Source organism: Finegoldia sp., assembly GCF_046991905.1.
Taxonomy (GTDB): Bacteria; Bacillota; Clostridia; order Tissierellales; family Peptoniphilaceae; genus Finegoldia.
The window spans coordinates 1-18,902 of record NZ_JBKWZF010000026.1 but is presented as its reverse complement, the minus strand read 5'-3'; the positions used below and the strand labels follow the sequence as shown (position 1 = coordinate 18,902).

21 protein-coding genes are annotated in these 18,902 nt (G+C 39.3%); all 21 read left to right on the top strand.

Features of this window, described 5'->3' with window-relative positions; all coding sequences use genetic code 11:
• Nucleotides 1-147: 147 nt before the first annotated feature.
• Nucleotides 148-1,344: a MobT family relaxase gene (mobT, locus tag ACLUJM_RS09465; RefSeq protein WP_118760197.1), complete on the top strand. Its 1,197-nt coding sequence runs from the start codon at nucleotides 148-150 to the stop codon at nucleotides 1,342-1,344.
• A 12-nt stretch (nucleotides 1,345-1,356) separates the two neighbouring features.
• Nucleotides 1,357-1,491 (top strand): DUF3789 domain-containing protein, encoded by a 135-nt coding sequence (locus tag ACLUJM_RS09460; protein WP_139936100.1) that lies wholly within the window; start codon nucleotides 1,357-1,359, stop codon nucleotides 1,489-1,491.
• Entirely contained in the window at nucleotides 1,492-1,713 is a 222-nt protein-coding gene (locus tag ACLUJM_RS09455; protein ID WP_002317729.1) for a hypothetical protein, read from the top strand. It abuts the gene before it with no gap.
• Between the two features lie 212 nt (nucleotides 1,714-1,925).
• Complete coding sequence (locus ACLUJM_RS09450) at nucleotides 1,926-2,342, top strand: YjdF family protein (RefSeq protein ID WP_117598535.1); 417 nt, start codon at nucleotides 1,926-1,928, stop codon at nucleotides 2,340-2,342.
• A 112-nt stretch (nucleotides 2,343-2,454) separates the two neighbouring features.
• A complete protein-coding gene (locus ACLUJM_RS09445) occupies nucleotides 2,455-2,751 on the top strand; it encodes a conjugal transfer protein (protein WP_139936099.1) in 297 nt (98 codons plus the stop codon).
• Nucleotides 2,670-3,173, top strand: a complete 504-nt coding sequence (locus ACLUJM_RS09440) for an antirestriction protein ArdA (RefSeq protein ID WP_139936098.1) — start codon at nucleotides 2,670-2,672, stop codon at nucleotides 3,171-3,173. The genes ACLUJM_RS09445 and ACLUJM_RS09440 overlap by 82 nt, the downstream gene beginning before the upstream one ends.
• Before the next feature lie 17 nt (nucleotides 3,174-3,190).
• Nucleotides 3,191-3,694, top strand: a complete 504-nt coding sequence (locus tag ACLUJM_RS09435; RefSeq protein ID WP_412412730.1) for an antirestriction protein ArdA — start codon at nucleotides 3,191-3,193, stop codon at nucleotides 3,692-3,694.
• On the top strand, nucleotides 3,657-3,824 hold the full coding sequence (locus ACLUJM_RS09430) for a hypothetical protein (protein WP_412412731.1): 168 nt from the start codon (nucleotides 3,657-3,659) through the stop codon (nucleotides 3,822-3,824). The genes ACLUJM_RS09435 and ACLUJM_RS09430 overlap by 38 nt, the downstream gene beginning before the upstream one ends.
• Entirely contained in the window at nucleotides 3,811-4,209 is a 399-nt protein-coding gene (locus ACLUJM_RS09425) for a conjugal transfer protein (protein ID WP_003865505.1), read from the top strand. Before ACLUJM_RS09430 ends, ACLUJM_RS09425 begins: the two co-directional genes overlap by 14 nt.
• On the top strand, nucleotides 4,187-6,637 hold the full coding sequence (locus tag ACLUJM_RS09420; RefSeq protein WP_412412726.1) for an ATP-binding protein: 2,451 nt from the start codon (nucleotides 4,187-4,189) through the stop codon (nucleotides 6,635-6,637). The genes ACLUJM_RS09425 and ACLUJM_RS09420 overlap by 23 nt, the downstream gene beginning before the upstream one ends.
• Nucleotides 6,637-8,847, top strand: a complete 2,211-nt coding sequence (locus ACLUJM_RS09415; protein ID WP_003417629.1) for a CD3337/EF1877 family mobilome membrane protein — start codon at nucleotides 6,637-6,639, stop codon at nucleotides 8,845-8,847. The genes ACLUJM_RS09420 and ACLUJM_RS09415 overlap by 1 nt, the downstream gene beginning before the upstream one ends.
• Complete coding sequence (locus ACLUJM_RS09410; protein ID WP_412412725.1) at nucleotides 8,844-9,851, top strand: lysozyme family protein; 1,008 nt, start codon at nucleotides 8,844-8,846, stop codon at nucleotides 9,849-9,851. The genes ACLUJM_RS09415 and ACLUJM_RS09410 overlap by 4 nt, the downstream gene beginning before the upstream one ends.
• Nucleotides 9,852-9,867: 16 nt before the next feature.
• Nucleotides 9,868-10,779: a conjugal transfer protein gene (locus tag ACLUJM_RS09405; RefSeq protein WP_042745590.1), complete on the top strand. Its 912-nt coding sequence runs from the start codon at nucleotides 9,868-9,870 to the stop codon at nucleotides 10,777-10,779.
• Between the two features lie 121 nt (nucleotides 10,780-10,900).
• Nucleotides 10,901-11,851: a helix-turn-helix domain-containing protein gene (locus ACLUJM_RS09400; protein ID WP_000370299.1), complete on the top strand. Its 951-nt coding sequence runs from the start codon at nucleotides 10,901-10,903 to the stop codon at nucleotides 11,849-11,851.
• A 123-nt stretch (nucleotides 11,852-11,974) separates the two neighbouring features.
• Nucleotides 11,975-13,792 carry an ABC transporter ATP-binding protein gene (locus tag ACLUJM_RS09395; protein WP_025578659.1) on the top strand — a complete coding sequence of 606 codons (1,818 nt, stop codon included), beginning with the start codon at nucleotides 11,975-11,977 and terminating at the stop codon, nucleotides 13,790-13,792.
• Nucleotide 13,793: 1 nt separating this feature from the next.
• Nucleotides 13,794-15,527: an ABC transporter ATP-binding protein gene (locus ACLUJM_RS09390; protein ID WP_003417799.1), complete on the top strand. Its 1,734-nt coding sequence runs from the start codon at nucleotides 13,794-13,796 to the stop codon at nucleotides 15,525-15,527.
• A gap of 126 nt (nucleotides 15,528-15,653) precedes the next feature.
• A complete protein-coding gene (locus ACLUJM_RS09385) occupies nucleotides 15,654-15,878 on the top strand; it encodes a hypothetical protein (RefSeq protein WP_003417802.1) in 225 nt (74 codons plus the stop codon).
• A 280-nt stretch (nucleotides 15,879-16,158) separates the two neighbouring features.
• Entirely contained in the window at nucleotides 16,159-16,587 is a 429-nt protein-coding gene (locus tag ACLUJM_RS09380; RefSeq protein ID WP_009896527.1) for an RNA polymerase sigma factor, read from the top strand.
• Complete coding sequence (locus ACLUJM_RS09375; protein ID WP_010774379.1) at nucleotides 16,577-16,819, top strand: helix-turn-helix domain-containing protein; 243 nt, start codon at nucleotides 16,577-16,579, stop codon at nucleotides 16,817-16,819. The genes ACLUJM_RS09380 and ACLUJM_RS09375 overlap by 11 nt, the downstream gene beginning before the upstream one ends.
• Before the next feature lie 375 nt (nucleotides 16,820-17,194).
• Entirely contained in the window at nucleotides 17,195-17,398 is a 204-nt protein-coding gene (locus ACLUJM_RS09370) for an excisionase (protein ID WP_002347229.1), read from the top strand.
• 78 nt (nucleotides 17,399-17,476) lie between these two features.
• On the top strand, nucleotides 17,477-18,667 hold the full coding sequence (locus ACLUJM_RS09365; RefSeq protein WP_003417815.1) for a tyrosine-type recombinase/integrase: 1,191 nt from the start codon (nucleotides 17,477-17,479) through the stop codon (nucleotides 18,665-18,667).
• Nucleotides 18,668-18,902 lie beyond the last annotated feature (235 nt).

Here is an 18,902-nt window from a genome sequence, read left to right as displayed (position 1 = left end):
AAACCCCTCGGTATCTAACAGAGGGGTACGTTTGCAAATAGACAATAGACAAAAAGCATAGGAAACATAAGGCTTCTGACATGGTTTCCTAACAAAAATCGGCTGTGAAGTCGCCTTAAAAAACTTCACACTTTATAGATTGGGGGTATGGTTCTGAATGAAGAACAATGGATAAAAGAATTACGGGAGAAGCGGGTTGCTTACGGTATCTCACAAGGCAGGCTGGCGGTGGCTTCTGGTATCACAAGAGAATATCTCAATAAGATAGAAAGCGGAAAAATGAAGCCGTCAAAGGAGCTTCTGGAAACTCTGCATAAAGAACTGGCAAGGTTCAATCCAGAAGCACCGCTTACCATGCTGTTTGATTATGTGAAAATTCGTTTTCCCACGCTGGATATACAGCACATCATCAAAGATATATTAAAACTGAATATCAATTATATGCTCCATGAAGATTACGGACATTACAGCTATACGGAGCATTATTCTCTTGGGGACATCTTTATCTATACGTCGGCTGACGAAGAAAAAGGTGTCCTTTTAGAGTTAAAAGGGCGTGGTTGCCGACAGTTTGAAAGTTACCTGCTGGCACAGCAAAGAAGCTGGTATGACTTTCTCATGGACGCACTGGTAGACGGTGGCGTGATGAAGCGTATCGACCTTGCTATCAACGACCATACGGGCATTTTGGATATACCAGAGCTTGCGGAGAAATGCAGGAAACGGGAATATATCGGAAAGTCCAGAAGTTATAAGTTTTACCAGTCGGGCGAGCTTATCAAGCACAGAGAGGACGACAGAGAATATATGGGACGTACCCTTTATCTTGGTTCTCTGAAATCAGATGTGTATTTCTGTATCTATGAAAAGGACTATGAGCAGTACGTCAAGTTAGGGACACCGCTTGAAGAAGCCGACATTATCAATCGTTTTGAGATACGGCTTAGAAATGAACGTGCCTATTATGCAGTACGAGATTTGCTGACGTATTATGACGCAGAGCAGACCGCCTTTTCTATCATCAATCAGTATGTACGGTTTGTTGATGAAGAACCAGACAAGCGAAAAAATGACTGGAAACTCAATGACCGCTGGGCGTGGTTTATCGGGGATAATCGGCAAAGTCTGAAACTAACGACAAAGCCAGAGCCTTATACCTTAGACCGTACATTGCGGTGGGTGCAACGGCAGGTAGCCCCGACCTTGAAAATGCTGAAAAAGATTGATAAGGGAAACGGTACAGACTACATGGAAACAATCGAACAGCAGGCAAAGCTCACAGAAAAGCATGAAATGATAATCAAACAGCAGACGACCCCTGCAAAAGATTTAGTGGAAAGTTAGGAGTGATAAAAAATGTGGGAATTAGGAAAAGACTTCCTGCTGGTATCTATGGGAATGGGTATCGGCGTAGTATTGATGTGTATTTTGAGTGTTGGCAAAGAAGCTGACTATAAAATGAAACAATTAAATGAAAGCGAGGACAATTAAATGAATTTCGGGCAAAATTTGTATCAATGGTTTTTAAGCAACGCACAGAGCTTAGTGCTTATGGCGATTGTGGTTATCGGTATCTACTTAGGGTTCAAACGTGAGTTTTCAAAGCTCATTGGCTTCTTGGTAGTTGCCCTTGTTGCTGTCGGATTGGTATTCAATGCTGGCGGTGTGAAAGATGTGCTGTTAGAGCTATTCAACAAGATTATCGGTGCATAAAATTTTATTGTAGTGCTGATATGGAAATGGTATAATTTTTAAGAGAGATAATCAATCAAAAACGATTATCTAAAATGACAAAGATAAAAACGCAAAGCATTTTATTATGTGAGAGCTGGTAGGTAGCCCAGCCGTCCTATGTTTATAGGGTAAGTAACCTGCCCCTCCGGGTTGTCCGTTCTTTGTTTGGAAATAAACAAGGAGGGATTGATATGAAGACAATAAAATGTAAATTGACTGTGTATTTTGCAGAACCTTTTTGGGTTGGAGTTTTTGAAAGAATTTGTGATGGAAAACTTTCCGTAGCAAAGGTAACATTTGGTGCAGAGCCAAAAGATTATGATATTCAAGAATTTGTGTTGAAACATTATTATGATTTACAATTTAGTCCAGCAGTTGAAACGATTGTAAAAAAGGATAAGAAAAATCCTAAAAGAGTTCTTAGAGATGTAAAGAAACAATTACAGAACAATGGAATTGGGACAAAATCGCAACAAGCTTTAAAATTACAACATGAATTAAAAAAAGAAGAATATAAATCTAATTCCAAACATAAAAAGCAAATGGAAGCAGAACAAAAGTTTAAGTTGAAGCAACAAAAGAAAAAAGCAAAACACAGAGGACATTAAATGATGTTGCTATATCATAAACTAAAATTTTATAAGTTCATATCTACACAAAGCAGTTAGTCTTAGGATTGACTGCTTTTTTCTTACCTAAATTTCAGATTGGAGTGATGAAATGAACGATATTTTTAAGGATATGCAGGCAAAAATCGGCTGTGAATATCTTTCCGACCTGCCCTCTTACAAGCGGAAAGTGTGGCATGAAATGAAACTGCTGAACTCTGCTGACTATGATGAAAAGCAGTTGGAAGATTTTTCAAAGTATGTGTTTGGTATGTCGTACCAGACCTTAAAAGATGTGATGAAACAACAGAAAGGACGTGAGGAACAATGCAGGAAACAAGGGTGCTGGTGGAAACGGGAAGAACAACTGGCGAAGAAACAACGTCGTACTGGTTTGACCTGCCGATAGATGTTGCCGAGTTTGAAGAAAAGCTAGGTGTCGGTGCAGAAAGTGGGGATTACCGCATTATCGAAAAGGTGTTGCCTTATGCTGATGAAGTCCACGAACAAACAAGCGTGTATCAGATTAACGAATTAGATTTTATGTACCGCCAGCTATCAGCCGATATGCAAGAAGAATATGTAGCACTTCTTACCGTGTTTGAGAACTTAGAAGCACTTTATATTTGCAGGAACGTGATTACGGTTTATCACGATTGTAAAAGCATGATTGATGTTGCAAGGCAAAAGCTGATGAACGACCCCACATTTAAACATCTGTCCGGGGACTGTCAAGCATACTATTTTGACTTTGAAGCCTACGCTTCTCACTTACTGGAAAACAGACGCTATCTTGTAACGGAACATAGTGTCTTTGAATTGCCAGAGTAGGAAAAGAGGTGGTGCTTATGATTGATGATATGGCGGTTTATATTGCTAATCTTGGCAAATACAATGAGGGATATTTAATCGGTGCTTGGTTCACGTTTCCCATTGACGAGGAAGATGTAAAAGAAAAAATCGGCTTGAATGAACAGTATGAGGAATACGCTATCCATGATACCGACAACTTCCCGATTGCGATTGGCGAGTATGTTTCCATTGAAGAACTCAATGAGATGTATGAAATGATAGAGGAACTTCCCGACTATATCGTAGAGTGTCTGGACGAATTTATCAGCCACTTTGGGACGCTGGAAGAAGTCGTGGAACACAAGGACGATATTTATTATTATCCCGACTGTGAAACCATGACAGACGTTGCCTACTACTACATAGACGAATTGCAGGCACTAGGGGATATTCCACCCAGCTTACAGAACTACATTGACTATGAAGCCTACGGGCGAGATTTGGATATGGGCGGTTGCTTCATTGAAACAAGCCGAGGTATGTGCGAGATACCATATTAACGCTGGAAGATCAGCGACAAGCATGGTTGCTACTGACAGCGTATTTCTCTTTAAGGGACAGTCTGAAACATGGCTGTCCTTTCCATTTAGAAACTTACGAAAGGAGCTGAAAGAACTTGAAAAAGATTAAATCTTATACGGGTATCTGGAACGTGGAAAAAGTCTTGTATGCAATCAATGACTTTAACTTACCCTTTCCCGTTACCTTTACACAGATTACATGGTTTGTGATTACGGAATTTATCATCATTCTGTTTGGGGATATTCCCCCACTTTCCATGATTGAGGGAGCATTTCTCAAATACTTTGGTATTCCCGTTGCTCTCACTTGGTTCATGTCGCAGAAAACCTTTGACGGAAAGAAGCCGTACAGCTTTTTGAAATCACAGATAACCTATGCCCTGCGACCTAAAATCACTTATGCAGGAAAAGCCGTAAAACTGCATAAGCAGACCTTGAATGAAACAATCACGGCAGTAAGGAGTGTGAACGATGTTCCCGATAAAATATATTGACAATAACCTTGTCTGGAACAAGGACAATGAGGTGTTCGCCTATTATGAGCTGATACCGTACAACTATTCTTTCTTATCCGCAGAGCAGAAATTTATCGTGCATGACAGTTTCCGACAGCTCATTGCACAGTCCCGTGAGGGTAAAATTCATGCGTTGCAGATTGCCACAGAAAGCTCAATACGAAGTATGCAGGAGCAGTCAAAGAAACTGGTAACGGGAAAATTAAAGGAAGTTGCCTACCAGAAGATAGACGAACAGACCGAAGCGTTAGTATCTATGATTGGGGACAATCAAGTGGACTACCGCTTTTTTCTTGGCTTTAAGCTCATGGTTACGGAAGAACAGCTTAATCTGAAGAACATAAAAAAATCAGCGTGGCTGACGTTTGCGGAATTTCTCCATGAAGTGAACCATACGCTGATGAATGATTTTGTTTCCATGCCGAATGATGAAATCAACCGTTACATGAAAATGGAAAAGTTACTGGAAAATAAAATCTCCCGTCGCTTTAAGGTACGTCGCTTGGAAATCCATGATTTTGGGTATCTCATGGAACATCTTTACGGCAGGGACGGTATCGCCTATGAAGATTATGAGTACCAGCTACCAAAGAAGAACTATAAAAAAGAAACGCTGATAAAATACTACGACCTTATCCGTCCGACAAGATGTGTGATTGAGGAAAGCCAGCGATATTTACGTTTGGAACATGAGGACAAGGAAAGCTATGTATCCTATTTTACCGTCAATGCGATTGTAGGTGAGCTTGATTTTCCGTCGTCTGAAATCTTCTATTTCCAGCAACAGCAATTCACATTCCCCGTTGATACTTCTATGAATGTAGAAATCGTGGAAAATCGAAAAGCATTAACAACCGTCCGCAATAAGAAAAAGGAATTGAAAGACCTTGACAATCACGCCTATCAAGCTGGAAGTGAAACCAGCTCAAATGTGGTGGACGCATTAGACAGCGTGGACGAGCTGGAAACGGACTTAGACCAGAGCAAAGAAAGTATGTATAAGCTAAGCTACGTCATACGGGTGTGTGCACCCGATCTTGACGAGCTGAAACGCCGTTGTGATGAAGTCAAGGACTTTTACGACGACCTCAATGTAAAGCTGGTGCGTCCTGCTGGGGATATGCTGGGGCTTCATTCTGAATTTTTACCTGCCAGCAAGCGATATATCAATGATTATGTGCAGTATGTAAAATCAGACTTCTTGGCTGGGCTGGGTTTCGGTGCGACACAGCAGTTAGGAGAAAACACGGGTATCTATATGGGCTATTCTGTTGATACGGGAAGAAATGTGTACCTGCAACCGTCTTTAGCTTCGCAGGGCGTAAAAGGCACAGTTACAAATGCCCTTGCTTCTGCTTTTGTCGGTTCGCTTGGCGGTGGGAAGTCGTTCTGTAACAATCTTCTGGTGTATTATTCAGTTCTCTTTGGGGGACAAGCAGTTATCTTAGACCCTAAATCAGAGCGTGGCAACTGGAAAGAAACGCTCCCAGAAATCGCCCATGAAATCAATATCGTAAATCTTACCAGCGACAAGGACAATGCAGGACTTCTTGACCCGTTTGTGATTATGAAGAATGTAAAAGACGCTGAAAGTCTGGCAATCGACATCTTGACATTTTTAACGGGTATTTCCTCTAGGGACGGCGAAAAATTCCCCGTGTTACGAAAAGCGGTACGCTCCGTTACCCAGAGCGACAGTCGGGGCTTGCTTCATGTGATAGACGAGCTACGCCGTGAAGATACACACATATCAAGAAATATCGCAGACCATATCGACAGCTTCACGGACTACGACTTTGCACATCTGCTGTTTTCAGACGGTACGGTAGAAAATGCTATCAGTCTGGATAACCAGCTCAATATCATTCAAGTAGCTGACCTTGTGTTGCCAGATAAGGACACAACTTTTGAGGAATACACGACCATTGAATTATTGTCGGTGTCTATGCTGATTGTGATTAGTACCTTTGCCCTTGATTTTATCCATTCTGACAGAAGTATTTTTAAGATTGTAGACCTTGACGAAGCGTGGGCGTTCTTAAATGTGGCACAAGGCGAAACCTTATCAAACAAGCTGGTTCGTGCTGGACGAGCTATGCAGGCAGGCGTTTATTTCGTTACACAATCTTCTGGGGACGTGGCAAAGGAAAGTCTGAAAAACAATATCGGCTTGAAGTTTGCCTTTCGTTCTACTGACATCAACGAGATAAAGCAGACCTTAGAATTTTTCGGCATTGACAAGGACGACGAAAATAACCAGAAACGCTTGCGTGATTTGGAGAACGGACAATGTTTATTACAGGATTTATACGGGCGTGTCGGTGTGGTGCAGATACACCCCGTTTTTGAAGAACTGCTACACGCCTTTGATACAAGACCGCCCGTACAGAGAAATGAGGTGGAGTGATGAAAGAAAGGATAAAAGGTGCGTTCACAAAAAAGAAGATTTTCCACTTTCTCAAAATGGCTCTGTTCGTGGTGGCACTCTCCCTTATCCTGCTTTCACTTCTGGGGACGGTGGCTCATGCGACGGGGCTTGTGGACGATACCATAAACGCAGAAAATCTTTACTCAAAATATCCCCTTTCCAACTACCAGCTTGATTTTTATGTGGATAATAGCTGGTCGTGGCTTCCGTGGAACTGGCTGGACGGTATCGGAAAATCGGTGCAGTACGGGCTTTACTGCATTACCAACTTTGTCTGGACGATAAGCCTATATTTAAGCAATGCTACGGGCTATGTGGTGCAGGAAGCCTACAAACTTGATTTTATTAACGATATGGCAGACAGTATCGGAAAAAGCATACAGACCCTTGCAGGTGTTACGGCAAACGGTTTTTCCAGCTCTGGCTTCTATGTTGGTTTCCTGCTTCTCATTATCTTAGTGGTGGGACTTTATGTTGCATATACGGGACTTATCAAACGGGAAACCAGTAAAGCACTTCATGCCGTTATCAACTTTGTGGTGGTGTTCGTGCTGTCCGCTTCGTTTATTGCCTATGCTCCCGACTACATCAAGAAGATAAATGAGTTTTCATCAGACATCAGTACCGCTTCACTTGACTTGGGAACAAAAATCATGCTCCCAAACTCTGACAGCGAGGGCAAGGACAGCGTAGACTTGATACGGGACAGTCTATTTTCTATTCAAGTGGAACAGCCGTGGTTACTCTTACAATTCGGGAACAGCAACGCAGAAGAAATCGGGGCAGACCGTGTAGAAGCTCTTGTATCGGCAAGCCCAGAGGACGAGGACGGAAAGACCAGAGAGGAAGTCGTGAAAACAGAAATCGAGGATAACGACAACAACAATCTGACGATACCGCAGGTGGTAAACCGCTTGGGTATGGTGTTCTTCCTATTCATTTTTAATATAGGTATCACAATCTTTGTATTCTTACTGATGGGGATAATGATGTTAAGCCAGATACTTTTTATTATCTTTGCAATGTTTTTGCCTATCAGTTTTCTTCTTTCCATGATACCTAGTCAAGAAAATCTGGCAAAGCAGGCAATCGTGAGGGTGTTTAATACCATAATGACACGGGCAGGAATAACGCTCATTGTAACGGTGGCGTTCAGTATTTCCAGTATGTTTTATAACATCTCCAAAGATTACCCGTTTTTTATGGTGGCGTTCTTACAGATAGTGTGTTTCGCAGGTATCTTTATCAAGTTAGGCGACTTAATGAATATGTTCTCTTTGAACGCTGGCGACAGTCAAAATATGGGACGCAGGATATTCCGCAGACCGTATCTGTTTATGCGACATAGAGCTAGGCGTATGGAACACCGTATTGCAAGGGCAGTAAGTGCTGGCGGTATTTCGGGTGGTGTGGCTGGTGCGGTGGCTGGAAGTGCCGTTGCTGGCAAACGAGCGGAAAGAAAAAATACAGCTTCTAAAGAAAATCGGGGCAATACCACTTCCAGCATGGGACAGCGAGCAGGCTCAAAGGTGGGTGCTGTCTTAGATACGAAAAATAAAGTGAAAGACAAGGCAAACGCTGTCAAAGAAAACATCAAGGATATGCCGACACAGACCGCTTATGCGGTATATTCCGCAAAGGAAAAGGCAAAGTCCAGCGTATCAGATTTCAAGCGTGGCATGGTGCAGGAACAGCAGTCCAGACAGACGGGACGATTGGAAAAGCAGGAGCAACGCAGGCAGAATATCGCTGACAAGCGTATGGAGCTTCAAAAAGCACAAGAAGCAAGGCAGGCACAGCGAAAGGCTGACGGATCAGCGACAACGGGAGCTACCCGTCCCCATGAGCGACCAGCCACAGCTTCGACCATTCCAAAGCCGAGTGTGGAAAAAATGCAGGAAGTCAAACGCCCTGCCACAGCGACCACTTCAAAGATAAGTGAGCCAGTCAAGACAAGTGTTATCAAAGAGCGTCCGTTATCTTCTGGTGCTTCTGATAGAAAAGCGTCCCAGCCTATACAGCCAGCACATAGGCAGAATGTAGAAAAAGTGGTATCGCAGGAAACACACCAGAATTACAAAGCAGAGCGTACCACAAAGGCACAGACCTTTGAACAATCAAAGCGTACAACGGAACATACCGAAAAGAACCGTAACCTTGTAATGAAGAAAGGACAGAAGAAAAAATGAAACTGAAACATATCGCTCTTATTGGCAGTCTGTTTCCTATCCTCTTTTCCATAGTCCTTTTCTTTGGTGTCTTGATTAGTGCGGACAGCGACGACGAGAACAGCAATTTTTCTTCTGGCATTACGGGTATGAACTTATCCGCAGAAGTCTTGAAACATCAGCCTATGGTTGAAAAGTACGCCAGAGAATACGGCATTTCCGAGTATGTCAATGTGCTATTGGCTATCATTCAAGTAGAAAGTGGCGGTACGGCAGAAGATGTTATGCAGAGTTCGGAAAGTCTTGGTTTACCGCCTAATTCCTTAGATACGGAAAGCTCAATCAAGCAGGGGTGTAAGTATTTTGCGTCCCTGCTTTCTTCCTGTAAAAATCAAGGTATCGACGACTTGAATGTAGCGATACAGTCCTATAACTATGGCGGTGGCTATGTGGGATATGTGGCAGGAAAAGGAAAGAAACATACTTTTAATCTTGCAGAGAGCTTCGCCCGTGAGAAATCGGGTGGAAAGAAAGTAACCTACACCAACCCGATAGCCGTTGCAAAGAACGGGGGCTGGCGGTATGGCTATGGAAATATGTTCTATGTGGAATTAGTCAATCAGTATTTAACTGTTCCGCAGGTATCGGGAGAGCTGGCACAAAAGGTAATGAATGAAGCGTTGAAATATCAAGGCTGGAAGTATGTGTATGGCGGTAGCAATCCCAACACTTCCTTTGACTGCTCGGGACTGATGCAATGGTGTTATGGAAAAGCTGGTATCTCCTTACCGAGAACAGCACAAGCACAATATGACGCTACCCAACATCTTCCGCTTTCGCAGGCAAAGGCTGGGGACTTGGTATTTTTCCATTCCACCTATAACGCTGGTTCGTATGTAACCCACGTCGGCATTTATGTAGGAAATAACCAGATGTACCATGCGGGCGACCCGATAGGATATGCAGACCTAAGTAATAGTTACTGGCAACAGCACTTAATCGGTGCAGGACGAGTAAAACAATAGAAAGGACTTGAAAAATATGTTTAAGAAGAATAAGAAACAGACAGAAACTATCAAAGAACCAAAAGAAAAAAAGGTGCGTACTGTTAAGGTAGGCACACATAAGAAAACCGTGATTGCGTTGTGGGTGGTGCTTATCGCAAGCGTGAGCTTTGGGGTGTATAAGAATTTTACTGCTATCGACCAGCACACGACCCATGAAAAAGAAATCATTGAACTTCGCTTGCAGGACACCAACGGGATAGAAAATTTCGTGAAGAATTTTGCGAAGTCCTACTACACATGGAATAACAGCAAAGAAGCTATCGAAGCAAGGACGCAGGCAATCAGCGGTTATCTGACAAAGGAATTGCAGGACTTGAATGTTGATACAATCAGAACGGATATACCGACCAGCTCCACAGCTACAAATGTGATTGTATGGAGTATCGAACAATCGGGAACGAACACTTTTTCTGCTACCTACGAAGTAGATCAGCAGATAAAAGAGGGAGAAAAGACAAGCAATGTGAAAGCAACCTATACCGTAAAAGTCCATATAGACGCTGACGGGGATATGGTAATCGTTCAGAACCCTACCCTTGCACCAGCAATCGAAAAATCAGACTATGAGCCTAAGACACCAGAAGCAGACGCAAGTGTAGACGCTGATACTGTAAACGACGCTACCGCATTTCTGGAAACATTCTTTAAGCTGTACCCAACAGCCACAGAAAAAGAACTTGCCTATTATGTATCTGGTAATGTACTTGAACCTATCGGCAGAGATTACCTTTATTCTGAACTGATAAACCCTATCTTTACAAAGGACGGGGAGAATGTGAAAGTCAAGGTTGCTGTGAAATTCCTTGATAATCAGACAAAGGCAACGCAGGTATCGCAATATGAGCTTGTGCTACATAAGGATAGCAACTGGAAGATTATAGGATAAGTATTAAGGGGTTATCAAAAAAAGATAGCCCCCTTTACCCTAAAAGCAGAAAACGTTGCTCACGTTTCAGATATATGTTAATATTAAAATTAGAATAGATTAACAAAAAGAGATGATTGGTATGGATAATAGATTTAATAAATCTTGGTATGGAGATAAAGCACAATTAGTCGATAGTGATAATGATTGTGTTATTATAGATTATGGCTGTAAAGGAAAAGGTATTATTACAAGTTATAATCTTTATGACGGTATCACACTTTGTTTTCTTGATTTTTATACAGATGAAATTATGCCCTCACAAAAATTTAATCCTGATATAATTTCTATTGTCCATTGTCAAGCGGGGCGTTATGAATGTGAATTTTCTAATCATCAGATGTTTTATTTGTCAGAAGGATATTTCAGTATTATGGGGACTAAACATTTGCCTATATCTTTTTCCTTTCCCCTAAAAAAATGTTACGCATTTAGCTTAGTCATAGATAAACACGCCCTTAGTGCAGATACACAAAAAATTCTAAATGATTTTTGCTTAGATATGGACAAAATAAGTGAAAGATTAAAGTTAAATAAAAATGGATATTTAAGTCATGCAGACTTTGAGTTAGGACATCTTTTTGAAGAATTTTATAATGCTAAAGATAAGGAAAGTATTACCTATTTTCGTGTTAAAGCAATCGAATTTTTATATTTCATCAACAAACTGTCGGGCAATGAAGAAACTGAATTTCGATATTTCAACAAAAAATATATACAAATAACAAAAGATGTTTGCAAATATATGACAGAACATTTAGAAGAAAAAGTATCTCTGGAACAATTAGCTTATGAAAAAGGAATTAACTTGTCGTTACTGTATAAAGTCTTTGCACAAGTATATGGAGATACTCCTTATTCTTACATAAAAAAATACAAGATGAATATAGCGTCTAATGAATTAAGAAATTCAAAGCGTAAAATAAATGATATTGCGTTAAGTCTTGGATATAGTAATGCAAGTAAATTTTCTATTGCATTTCAATCGGTATATGGTATTTTACCTAAAGATTATCGAAAGGCAGAAAATTAACACTTTTGGGCTATTTTTTGGATAGATATATAGCTATGGAGTAGAAGCAAATAAATATAAAAAGTAAAATGATGTATGTTAGCAAGAGCTAACTACATCATTTTTTAGTTAGGAGGATTTATTATGGCAAAGAAAACGCCAAAACAGGTAAAGCCTAAAACTGGCTTGGCACGATGTATGGAACTGGCTTCAAATAAGAAAGGACTGATTTTTATATCCGCTATTCTTTCTTCCTTAGCGTCGATTGCTTCATTTATTCCTTATATTGCAGTTTACTTCATCATTCGTTCTATTCTTCAAGTTTATCCAAATTTGAATAGCTTAGATGTCAATGAAGTAATAGGGTATGGCTGGTTGGCTCTGGGTGGAATTATCGCAAATATTTTGTTGTATTTTTTGGCGATATTTTGTTCTCATCTTGCGGCTTTTGGAACATTGTATGAATTAAAGGTTAAATTTGCAGAACATATTACCAAAATACCTTTAGGTTATCATTTGACGATTGGAAGTGGACGGTTAAGAAAAATCATGGACGAAAATATAGAAAGTGTTGAGGGTTTCATTGCACATCAATTTCCTGATTTTGTGGCTTCCGTAACTGCTCCGATTGTTATGGTTATTTTATTATTTGCTATTGATTGGAGATTCGGCATTGCTTCTCTTGTTGGTATTATTTTAGCTTTTATTGTTCAGTTTATGGGTTATGGAAGTGGGGCAATGAAAGAAAATATGGGGAAATATCAAATTGCTCTTGAAGATATGAATAATGCGTCTGTTGAATATGTACGAGGTATGCCAGTCGTTAAGGCTTTTAATCAGACAGCTAATTCATTTGAACAGTTAAAACATGCAATCTCTCAATATACAGAATGGGTATTGAAATTTTCATTAGGTTGGCAAAATTGTATGCCTGCATTTACAACGATAATTAACAATATTTATCTTGTGCTTATACCCGTAGGTATTTTAATTGGTACTAATGCAGTAAACCAGAAAGAATTTCTGATGACTTTCATCTTCTATTTGCTCTTTGTTCCAGCAGTAGCGGGTATACTTAACAAAATTATGTATGTTTCAGAATCGTTTATGCAAATCAATGGAAATGTTGCAAGAATGGACGAAATATTTAATATTCCAGTCTTAAAAGATACACAAATATCAAAGACTTTTGATAATGACAATGTTACATTCGATAATGTTAGTTTTTCTTATACTGGAAAAGAGAATGAACTGGCAATAAAAAATGTTTCTTTTGAAGCAAAGCAAGGGGAAATAACAGCGATCGTCGGCTTATCTGGTGGTGGAAAAAGTACGATTGCTAATTTGATTTCTCGTTTTTGGGACGTAACCTCTGGAAGCATTAAAATAGGAAATGTTGATGTTCGTGAAGTTGGAACTAATGACTTAATGAAACATATTAGCTTTGTGTTTCAAGATATATTTCTTTTTAAGCAAAGTATTTTCGATAATATTCGCATGGGAAATCCAAACGCAACAAAAGAGCAAGTCATATCAGCTTCTAAAGCGGCACAGTGTCATGATTTTATTTCTAAATTACCAAACGGATATGATACAGTAGTCGGAACACAAGGTATACATCTTTCAGGTGGAGAACGACAGAGAATTGCTATCGCAAGAGCTATTATTAAAGACGCCCCTATCATTGTATTAGATGAAGCAACTGCATTTAGCGACCCTGAAAATGAATATTTGATACAAAAGGCTTTTGAGAAACTTATGCAAGACAAAACTGTCATTATGATTGCACACCGTCTTTCTACAATTCGTAATGCAAATAAAATTATTGTTATGGAAAATGGTCGCTTAATTGAAAGTGGAAAACATAATGATTTAATACAGAAAAATGGACGTTATGCTGAAATGTGGAAACATTATACAGAGGCGATTGATTGGAAAGTTCAAACAAAGGTGGTGCAGTAAAATGAAAAAATTAAAAGAAATATTATTTTTATCAGATAAAGGCTATACTGATTTGAAAAAAGCAATCATTGCTTGTACGATTACAAATTTAGCAATGTTACTTCCGTTTTGTATTACAGTTATGGTTTTTAGTGAGCTATTAAATCCTTTTTTAGGGCAAGAGTTAGATTGGCAAAATATCTGGTTGCTTTGGGGAGCAGGTATTATTTCAGCAATCATTGTTTTCTTAGCTTCCAAAAATGATTATCGCAAGACTTATATTGCTTCTTATAAAGAGTCAAATGTTACTAGATTGCGTATTGCTGAACATCTGCGTAAACTTCCTATGAGTTTCTTCAACACAAAGGATTTATCAGAACTTACAACAAATATGATGTCGGATTGTAGTAGTATGGAGTCAATGTTAAGTAGTACTATTCCGCCTCTAATTGCAAATGGAATTTCTGTAACTTTAACCTGTGTTCTTCTTGCACTATTTGATTGGCGTTTAGCATTATGCGTTTTCATTACATTACCGATTGCTTTCTTAGTTATTTGGTGTAGCAGGAAATATCAGATAAAATTATTTGAAAAGCAAGTGGAAACAAAATTAAATGCGTCCAGTCAAGTACAAGAATATTTAGAGGGAATAAAAATCATTAAATCATGTAATTTAAGCGGCGTTCACTTTAGGACTTTGAACAGAGCGTTATTGGAAATGAAAAAAATTGCTGTTAAAGTTGAAATGGTTGTCGGTATTTTTATGTCCAGTGCAAGCATGATTTTACAAGCAGGAATAGGAATAACTATATTTGTAGGGACAATCTTATTAGTCAATGGACAAATTGAGCTATTACCTCTTCTTATGTTTTTCTTGATTGTAACAAAGATATATGGACCGATATTAGCTATTTTATCTCAATTAACTACATTATTAAATCTTAATGTCGTTACAGAAAGAATGAAAACATTATTGACTACTCCTGCTATGAGTGGGAAAGAAGAAACACCTCAAACTTATAATATTAAGTTAAATGATGTATCTTTTGCTTATAACAATGAAGATGTTATTCACAATGTTTCATGCACAATACCACAGGGAAGCATAACAGCGTTAGTTGGTCCGTCTGGAAGCGGAAAAAGTACAATCGCAAAATTGATTGCCAGATTTTGGGATATACAAAGCGGTTCAATAACGATTGGTAATAAAAACATTAAAACAATCAATCCTGAAAATTTAATGGAAAAGATGTCCTTTGTCTTTCAAGATGTTACATTGTTTAATGATACAGTTTTTAATAATATTCAAATGGGAAATCCTAATGCTACAAAAGAACAAGTATATAAAGCTGCCAAAGTAGCTTACTGTGATGAATTTGTTCGTAATCTGCCAAATGGATATGATACTATTTTAGGAGAAAACGGAAGTACATTGTCAGGTGGAGAACGTCAAAGAATTTCTATTGCAAGAGCTTTATTAAAAGACTCTCCGATTATTCTTTTAGACGAGGCAACCGCCTCTCTTGACCCAGAAAATGAAGTTTTCGTACAAAAAGCACTTGCACATCTGATAAAAGGTAAAACAGTTATTATGATTGCACACCGTCTAAGGACTGTGGTAGATGCAGACCAGATATTAGTAATGGAAAATGGAAAAATAGTTGAACATGGAACACATAATGAGCTTATGGAAAGAAAAGGGCTATATCACAAATTATATTCTATTCAACAAGAAAGTCTGGGGTGGTCTGTATAATCGTATAGAAAAACTGATATAGAATAGAAAAATAGTATTATAAGAGCAGAAACATTAAATTTTCAATGATTTACAATATCATAACTTGCTTTTCAAGATGTTTATGCTTAAAGGAGAAACACACATATGATTGGTCTGAAAAAACGAGATATTAAAAAAGCATTGAAAGCTGGGGCAAAAGCTGGCGGTGTATCATTGTCTGATGTTCGGGCGGATATTGAAGCAACGATTGATGAAGCTATGAACAGCACCGACCCAGAGGTGCAGGCAAATTTTAAAAAGTATTTTGGAAATAAACGCCCTACATCAGAAGAATATATTTACAAGATTACCCAAAAGACAAAAGTGTAATACAAAACAAGTGCTGTAAGGGGGATTGTATTATGGAACATTTTAAGCGAAATTCTATACAATCATACACTACCTAATAGCATTTTATTAAAAACTGAATATTTTACAGCTTTAATAGCTCGTATAAAACTATATGTTTTGTGCGGGCTTTTTTTGTACCCGAAAAAATTTTTTCAATTTTTTTCAAATTCCTGCAACAAATCACACCTTGCCGTACAGATATGGTGCGGAAAGAGGGATAAACACTTTTCACGTCATAACGGAAAGGGGGTGTGATGATATGAAACCGTCGAACTTCCAAAGAACGATACAATGTCAATTCGATTGCAAGCTCAAACGTGTAGTAAAGGGCATTGTCCGTAATTACCGCAAAGAATTAAAGCGACGAAGAAATAAGGAAATTTCCTATTGTGAACTTCCAGAAATCGTCGTGGAAAAGCTGGCTGTCTGGGACGAATATGAAAGCGATTATACCGCCTTTGATGTATGCGGTATTGAGGTTCGTGTCCTTGATGATGATTTAGCAGAAGCGATTAAGTATCTGTCTGAAAAGGACAGAGAAATCTTGTTGATGTACTTCTTCTTAGGCATGAGCGATACAGAAATCGGCGACAGATTAAAGATTAACCGTTCAACGTCGTTCCGCAGTAGGAAGAACTCACTTGAAGAAATCAAGAAAAAGTTAAAGGAGAACATGAATGATGAATAACACACGCCCGTCATTTTACCTTATCTCGTCGGCTGTGGACGGCAACGTAAATTCGATTGAAAAGATACTGGCATTTTATGACCCGTACATATCAAAATGTTGTTTACGTCCATTCTATGACAGATATGGTAATGTCTGCATAGTCGTAGACATGGAATTAAAGGGACGTATCAGAGAAGCACTTATCAAAATGATGTTGGACTTTGATATTCCTTTAGAAACCGAAGAATAAGAAGCAGTAACCGCAGAGCATGATTTGTTCAATCCCCTCTTTCCTGCTCTGCTCCTGCTTTTACATGAAAGCAACACGCTTTCGCCACAGCTCTTTGACAACTGAATAAAGCAGACAGATACGTTTGTGAGATAGCGAGCCACGGGGACTGTACGCCACGACCTTTTCAAAAAGAAAGCGAGCGACCCACGCAGTGATCCGAGAGCGACTGTTGGAAAAGTCGTTTTGCCACGACCTATCCTCACAGAATAATGATACGTCCGCATGGTGCGGTTCTGCCCACAAGAATGGGAATAGTTGAGATACTAACGGAGCTTTCCAAAGCCGTCTGCCTGCTTGTAAAAAACGACACACAGTAAAGGGGGTGTATAGATTATGAACAATACTGATGTGCCTATCTGGGAAAAATATACGCTGACGATTGAAGAAGCGTCTAAATACTTCCGTATTGGCGAAAAGAAATTGCGTAAATTAGCCGAAGAAAATCTTGACGCTGGCTGGGTTATCGTGAACGGTAATCGTATTCAGATTAAGCGAAAACAATTTGAAAAAATCATAGATACATTGGACGAAATCTAATGTCATTGAGCCGTAGATATGGTATAATAAGGTATAGCGTATCACGGCTCATTCCATGACGGAAAGGAGCTTTACACTATGTCTAATGTGAAACGAAAAGACAGTAAAAATCGCAATTTGCGTAATGGAGAGAGCCAGCGAAAAGACGGAAGATACGTTTATAAATATACCGATATATACGGAAAGCCACAATTTATCTATTCTTGGAAACTTGTACCGACAGACAAGACACCTGCTGGAAAGCGTGATGATATATCGTTGAGGGAAAAAGAAGCACAGATAAAAAAAGACCTTAACGACGGTATCGACACAGTCGGCGGTAAAATGACAGTCTGCCAGCTCTACGACAAGAAGAACAGCCAAAGAAAGAACATCAAAAGGGCTACTGAAAAAGGACGACAGTATCTTATGAACGCTCTGAAAAATGACCCATTGGGTATGAGGGCGATTGATACGGTTAAGCAGTCGGACGCTAAAGAATGGGCTATTAGAATGAGTGAAAAAGGATATGCCTATAAAACGATTGATAACTATAAGCGTTCCTTGAAAGCGTCATTTTACATGGCGATACAAGACGACTGTATCAGAAAGAACCCATTTGAATTTAAGCTAAGTGATGTTCTGGAAGATGATACCGAACAGAAAGTTATCCTTACACCAGAGCAGGAAGAACGCCTGCTTGCCTTTATGGAAAAGGACAAAATTTATAGTAAGTATTATGATGAGGTTGTGCTTCTGCTGGAAACGGGACTTCGTATTTCTGAATTTTGCGGACTGACGACGCATATTGATATGCAGAACAGAGTACTCAATATAGACCACCAGTTATTGAAAGATAGCGAAATGGGTTACTATATTGAAACGCCAAAGACCAAAAACGGAAAACGGGAACTTCCATTGACAGAACGGGCTTATCAAGCAATCCAAAGAATACTAAAGAACAGAGGAAAGGCACAACCGCTGATTGTAGGTGGTTACAGCAATTTCCTATTCCTAAATCGTGAGGGCTTGCCTAAAGTTGCAGGAAACTATGAGGGCATGGTGCGAGGACTGATTAAGAAGTATAACAAGTATCACACGGACAAGTTACCGAACATCACGCCACATTCATTCAGACATACTTATTGTACGAATATGGCAAACAGAGGAATGAACCCAAACACTCTGCAATACCTCATGGGACACGCTAACATAACCATGACACTTGGCTATTACGCACACGGTACATTTCAATCTGCAAAAGCAGAACTGGAAAGACTGGCTTGTTAATATCGGAGCTTATATTTACTACTCATTTACTACTTTTGGTTGCATTTTCATGCTGGTAAATGCCAGCTTATGCAAGGTATCTTCCGAAAAGAAAATACCGATAAAGCCCTAAAATACGGGATATATCGGCATTTACCAACTTATGAAAAGATAATCAGAAATTTAGTAAGTTTTTATGGCTAAACACCGATCAATTATAGAATATAATTCTTTCCCTGACATTCCAACATGAATA

Bases quoted from the DNA above. Each gene is read 5' to 3' on its own strand.
- ACLUJM_RS09375 (WP_010774379.1), top strand. From the start codon at position 16,577: ATGATGAATAACACACGCCCGTCATTTTACCTTATCTCGTCGGCTGTG.
- ACLUJM_RS09390 (WP_003417799.1), top strand. From the start codon at position 13,794: ATGAAAAAATTAAAAGAAATATTATTTTTATCAGATAAAGGCTATACT.
- ACLUJM_RS09435 (WP_412412730.1), top strand. From the start codon at position 3,191: ATGATTGATGATATGGCGGTTTATATTGCTAATCTTGGCAAATACAAT.
- ACLUJM_RS09385 (WP_003417802.1), top strand. From the start codon at position 15,654: ATGATTGGTCTGAAAAAACGAGATATTAAAAAAGCATTGAAAGCTGGG.
- ACLUJM_RS09450 (WP_117598535.1), top strand. From the start codon at position 1,926: ATGAAGACAATAAAATGTAAATTGACTGTGTATTTTGCAGAACCTTTT.
- mobT (WP_118760197.1), top strand. From the start codon at position 148: ATGGTTCTGAATGAAGAACAATGGATAAAAGAATTACGGGAGAAGCGG.
- ACLUJM_RS09395 (WP_025578659.1), top strand. From the start codon at position 11,975: ATGGCAAAGAAAACGCCAAAACAGGTAAAGCCTAAAACTGGCTTGGCA.
- ACLUJM_RS09420 (WP_412412726.1), top strand. From the start codon at position 4,187: ATGTTCCCGATAAAATATATTGACAATAACCTTGTCTGGAACAAGGAC.
- ACLUJM_RS09445 (WP_139936099.1), top strand. From the start codon at position 2,455: ATGAACGATATTTTTAAGGATATGCAGGCAAAAATCGGCTGTGAATAT.
- ACLUJM_RS09380 (WP_009896527.1), top strand. From the start codon at position 16,159: ATGAAACCGTCGAACTTCCAAAGAACGATACAATGTCAATTCGATTGC.
- ACLUJM_RS09455 (WP_002317729.1), top strand. From the start codon at position 1,492: ATGAATTTCGGGCAAAATTTGTATCAATGGTTTTTAAGCAACGCACAG.
- ACLUJM_RS09405 (WP_042745590.1), top strand. From the start codon at position 9,868: ATGTTTAAGAAGAATAAGAAACAGACAGAAACTATCAAAGAACCAAAA.
- ACLUJM_RS09410 (WP_412412725.1), top strand. From the start codon at position 8,844: ATGAAACTGAAACATATCGCTCTTATTGGCAGTCTGTTTCCTATCCTC.
- ACLUJM_RS09370 (WP_002347229.1), top strand. From the start codon at position 17,195: ATGAACAATACTGATGTGCCTATCTGGGAAAAATATACGCTGACGATT.
- ACLUJM_RS09365 (WP_003417815.1), top strand. From the start codon at position 17,477: ATGTCTAATGTGAAACGAAAAGACAGTAAAAATCGCAATTTGCGTAAT.
- ACLUJM_RS09415 (WP_003417629.1), top strand. From the start codon at position 6,637: ATGAAAGAAAGGATAAAAGGTGCGTTCACAAAAAAGAAGATTTTCCAC.
- ACLUJM_RS09440 (WP_139936098.1), top strand. From the start codon at position 2,670: ATGCAGGAAACAAGGGTGCTGGTGGAAACGGGAAGAACAACTGGCGAA.
- ACLUJM_RS09400 (WP_000370299.1), top strand. From the start codon at position 10,901: ATGGATAATAGATTTAATAAATCTTGGTATGGAGATAAAGCACAATTA.
- ACLUJM_RS09460 (WP_139936100.1), top strand. From the start codon at position 1,357: ATGTGGGAATTAGGAAAAGACTTCCTGCTGGTATCTATGGGAATGGGT.